Below are 4,321 nucleotides of genomic sequence, written 5' to 3' on the forward strand. Positions count from 1 at the left end.
CGCATGAGCGTCTGCCACTGGCTGCGGCGCCGGAGCGCGTCGGGAAGGACCTCCTTGCGGATGTCCACGTCGAAGGCGATCCAGCGGACGCGCGCCTCCTCGTCGAGCTGGTAGACGCCCAAGGTATGGCGCCCGGCGAAGTGGCCCTCCACCAGCACCGGGTCCAACGGCTGGTGGACGGGGTTGTAGCCGCCGCCGCCTCCGGGGCTGACCCACTGGCGGGCATGCACGTCGCCGCGTCCCTGAAACAGTTCGATCAGACGATGGATGTGGGCTTCCGTCCAGGGCTCCGCGGCCGCGGCCGGGGCGTCACCGGACGAAACCGCCTCGCCGGAGCCTCGGATCGTTTCCCGAAGGGCCTGGTCCAGGCCGGCCGGAAAGAGTTCGGCGCGGGCGCTCAAGAATTGTTCGGCCTCGTCGGGCCGGCCCAGCCGCGACAGGAGGTGGATCTTCCGGCGCACGGCGCCCAGGTGGCGCGGATCCAGAACCAGGGCCTGTTCCACCTGTTCCAACGCCTCCTCCGGCCGGCCCCGCGACGCCGCCAGCGCGGCCGCCTGAAGCAGATCGGCCGGCGTCGCGTCCCGCCGGTTTCGCTTTTCTGCGAGAAACCCCTCGGCCACGTGCGGCAGGCCCAGCTCAAGGGCGGCTTCGATGATGAAATCGAACTCCTCGGTCGTGGTCAGGCTTTCGGGGCGCAGCCGCTCCAATTCTTCCACGAGGCGGTCGCGCTCGCCATGAGCCTGCAGATCACGCAGGTGGTTGAGGGCGACCGGTTGGACCGGCGGATTGGTTGTCATGGGAACCTCCTCGGACTGTGATGGCGGACGGGCGATCCGGGCCGCCGGTTGAAGGGCGGGCCGGGACAGATGATCTGTGGCGGACAGAGCGTCGCGAACCGCCGCCGACGGGGCCGTCGCATGGACCAGGCGCACGCCCACAGCGTCGCGATGCCGAAGAACACAACTTGATGCATGCTCACGGCAACCAGCATTTGGTGGTTCACGGCAATTGCCATCCGCTATATGACTTTGACATCCTGCGTCTGAACGTCCAGCGGCCGGCCGGCCTGGATCACCCGCTCCAGACAGCGGCCGCAGAGGAAGACATACAGCACGCTGTCGGTCTCGAAATCGATGAGTTTCTCCGTCTCCCGCCGCATCCGCGCAAAGCCCGCGTCACGGACCCGGCAGCGGAACACGCTCTTCTGCAGGGGGGCGCCCCAGCGGTGGAGCAGCTTGAAGAGCTTGCGCCGTCGCTTGTCAGACGCCACGTCATAGGAAATCAGCAGGTCTTCCATCGCGCCTCCTCAACCGATTCAATGGGGCGATTTTCGAGCGCGTCTGAAAATTTTTCGATCGTTCCGGACCGGCAGCCGAATTTCCCCATAGACGGGATGGAAACCGAAGTCGAGGAGGCAGCCATGGATTCAGCCGCGCTGGCCGCCACGGCCAGACAACTGGAAGCGGAAGGCAAGCTGGAGGAAGCCGCCCGGATCTACCTGGACTTGCTGCGGGCGGATCCGACCTCGGCCACCCACGCGTATCACGCGGGCGTTTGCCTGCAGCGGTTGGGCAAGCACCGGGAGGCGCTGGCCCACCACGCCCGCGCCCTGGAACTCTGGCCGGACATGGGTTGGGCCCTGCTGCGCAAGGCGGAGTGCCTCTTCGCCCTGGGCCTGTCGCAACAAGCCCGTTTCGAGCTCCACCGGGCGTGGGACCGCTTCCAGGGGACGCCGGGGCAGGAAAACCTGTTGCGCAAGGTGACGGTGTTGTGGACCCAGTGCCTGGAAAAGGAAGGCAAGCTCGATCAGGCCGTCCGCGCGGCGCGCAAGGCCGTGGAACTGGATCCGGGCAACGTCTTCCGGCATTACCATCTGGGCAAGCTGCTTCAAGCCGTCGGCCAGACAGTCGAGGCCATCGGTTCGTTTCAGGAAGCGGCCCGGCTGGACGGGAGCAAGGACTACATCTTCGACCACCTGGCCCGGACGCTGGACACCGCCGGCCAGACGGACAAGGCCATGGACGTGTTTCGCGCGTTCCCGGCCGGCAAACGCAACTGGTATTTCCATCTGCATTTCGCGGAATATCTCGCCGCCCGCGGACACATGCGGGAGGCCCGGTGGGAGGCCGGCGCATCGGTGGTCGCACAAGCCAAGCCCAATCCCGGCGGCTGGTTTCTGCTGGGGAAGCTGCTGGTGGCAGAAGGCCGCCCGGCGGAAGCCCGCTGGTGTCTGGAGACGGCCGTCCGGGACCGTCAGGAAGCGTACGGCAAGGATTTTCCCGAAGCCAGGGAGTGGCTGGAACGGCTCCGGGCGCCGGCGGCCGATTCCCCACCAGGTGAATCGGAGCCCAGGGGGGAGCGCCCGGAGCTGTTTTTGTCCGGCCGGATCCAGCGCTGGGACGAGAGGCGCGGCTTCGGTTTCGTTCAGCCGGACGGCGAATCCGGCGGCGAGACCTTCTTCGTCCATGTGTCGGCGTGCCGGGGCTTCACGCCGGCCTTGGGGCTGCGAGTGCGGTTCCTGCCGTGCGTGGGACGCAAAGGGGGCGAGGCGATCCGGGTTCGCCCGGCGGAGAAGACCGGGCGGCGGAGCGTGGGCGGCCCGTCGCCGGCCGGTGAATGAACATCCGATCAGCACCCGGCCTGAACACTCACGGGAGGCAGTATGAACCGCAACGTTTCGACCGTCCGCGTCCCGGACGCGCCAGTCGACCTTCGCCCAGCCGGGGGATCGAACGCCTGCCAGGCCGATCACGCCATGAACGCGCTGCTGGAGCTCACAGCCTGCGCCCGGCTCCTGCGGGACGCGCACGACGTGGCCGAAGGGGAGTTGCCTACCGATTCATTCCGGCGGGCCGCAGCGGGACTGCCCCACGCGGCACAGCGCCTGAGCCTGGGATGGATCCTGGAAGATGCCGCCGCCCTCACCGGCGACCCGGACCACCTGCCCGACGACCGCCGGGAGGCCCTCCGGTGGTTCCATGCCGGCGTGCTGGGGATCATGGTGGAGCTGACGGCGGCGCGGCAGGCCAACGCGGCCGAATCCGGCGCACCGGCAACGGGAACGGGGCGGCGAGAACCTTGTCCGCGGCCCCGCGGGCTGTTATAGTACGGGCGTCATGATTCCCCGGTTGGAACTCAAGGAATTCCGCTTCTCCATCCAGGCGGCCGAGCCGGTCAGCCTGCCGGAGTTCTTCGGCTCGGCGCTGCGGGGCGCGTTCGGCCACGCCTTCCGCCGGCGGGTCTGCATCTTCAGCGACGCCCCGTGCGAAACCTGCCTGCTCCGACACACCTGCGCCTATTCCTACGTCTTCGAAACCCCGCTCGGGCCGGAACCGGGGGGGGCGGGCCACGGCGGCAGTTATGCCCCGCACCCCTTCGTGCTCTGCCCGCCCTGGGACAGCCCGGCGGAACTGCGGGCCGGCGACCGCCTCGATTTCCACTTCGTGCTCATCGGGCGCGCGCTGGCGTATCTGCCGTATTTCATCGTGGCCGTGGAGGAGATGGGCCGCCGCGGGCTGGGGCCCGGGCGCGGCCGCTTCCGGCTCGACGAGGTGCTGGAGGTGCGGCCCGCCCGCAGCCGGCCGGTGTACGTCGAGGGGCGGATGTCCGGGAGCGCCGAAAGTCATCCGCTCATCTGGACTCCGGAGCACAACCCCCACCCGGATCCCGGCGAACTGGTGGTGCAATTCGTCACGCCGCTCCGGCTGCAAACCGGCGGCCGGCTGGTGGTGGACGATTTCGACTTCGGCGTCTTCTTCCGGGCCCTGGTGCGCCGGATCAAGCTGCTGGCCCACTACCACTGCGGCGCCGACGAACCGTGGGACATCCGGCCGGTGCTCGACCTGGCGCGGGCGGTCCGCACCCTGGAGACGGACTGCCGGGTCACGGGGTGGCTGCGCTGGTCGGGGCGCCAGCACCGCGACGTGCGCCTGAGCGGGCTGACCGGCTTCCTGCGCATCGGCGGAGAGCTGAAGCCCATCCTCCCGTTCCTGGAGATCGGCCAGGTCATCCACGCCGGCAAGGCCACCGCCTTCGGCTTCGGCCTGTATCAGCTGAATCCCGATTTCACGGAGGGGATCGACGCATGAACCAGTGGGTGGTCTACCTGGATGAGAGCGGCCGCTTCGAAGGTGGCGCCGCGGCGGCGGAGCGTCCGGTGGTGGCCGGGGTGATGATCCCGGTGGGCGTCGACGAGGCGGCGCTGGAGGCCGAGGTGGTGCGGATCCTCCGCGGCCACGACGCGCTGCACCGGCGGGGCGCCGAGACCGGCACCCGGCGGACGGCCCTGTACAAGGAGCTGTTCCCGGCGCTGGCCCGCCGC

At 69.1% G+C, this 4,321-nt stretch carries 6 protein-coding genes; 4 read left to right on the plus strand and 2 right to left on the minus strand.

From position 1 onward, the window contains the following. Both GX414_06905 and cas2 read right to left on the minus strand, forming a co-directional pair. A partial coding sequence (locus GX414_06905) for a tetratricopeptide repeat protein (protein ID NLI46819.1) occupies nucleotides 1-797 on the minus strand: 797 nt, incomplete at its 3' end. 221 nt (nucleotides 798-1,018) lie between these two features. Next, nucleotides 1,019-1,297 carry a CRISPR-associated endonuclease Cas2 gene (gene cas2 / locus GX414_06910; GenBank protein NLI46820.1) on the minus strand — a complete coding sequence of 93 codons (279 nt, stop codon included), beginning with the start codon at nucleotides 1,295-1,297 and terminating at the stop codon, nucleotides 1,019-1,021. A 123-nt stretch (nucleotides 1,298-1,420) separates the two neighbouring features. Between cas2 and GX414_06915 the strand changes: the two genes are divergently transcribed. The 4 genes from GX414_06915 to GX414_06930 all read left to right on the plus strand — a co-directional run. Next, nucleotides 1,421-2,620: a tetratricopeptide repeat protein gene (locus GX414_06915; GenBank protein NLI46821.1), complete on the plus strand. Its 1,200-nt coding sequence runs from the start codon at nucleotides 1,421-1,423 to the stop codon at nucleotides 2,618-2,620. 42 nt (nucleotides 2,621-2,662) lie between these two features. Next, entirely contained in the window at nucleotides 2,663-3,106 is a 444-nt protein-coding gene (locus GX414_06920) for a hypothetical protein (protein NLI46822.1), read from the plus strand. 10 nt (nucleotides 3,107-3,116) lie between these two features. Beyond that, nucleotides 3,117-4,088, plus strand: a complete 972-nt coding sequence (locus GX414_06925) for a CRISPR system precrRNA processing endoribonuclease RAMP protein Cas6 (GenBank protein ID NLI46823.1) — start codon at nucleotides 3,117-3,119, stop codon at nucleotides 4,086-4,088. Continuing rightward, nucleotides 4,085-4,321 (plus strand): NAD-glutamate dehydrogenase (locus GX414_06930; GenBank protein ID NLI46824.1); only part of this gene is annotated, 237 nt, incomplete at its 3' end. The genes GX414_06925 and GX414_06930, both read left to right, overlap by 4 nt.

This window comes from Acidobacteriota bacterium (assembly GCA_012517875.1).
Taxonomy (GTDB): domain Bacteria; phylum Acidobacteriota; class JAAYUB01; order JAAYUB01; family JAAYUB01; genus JAAYUB01.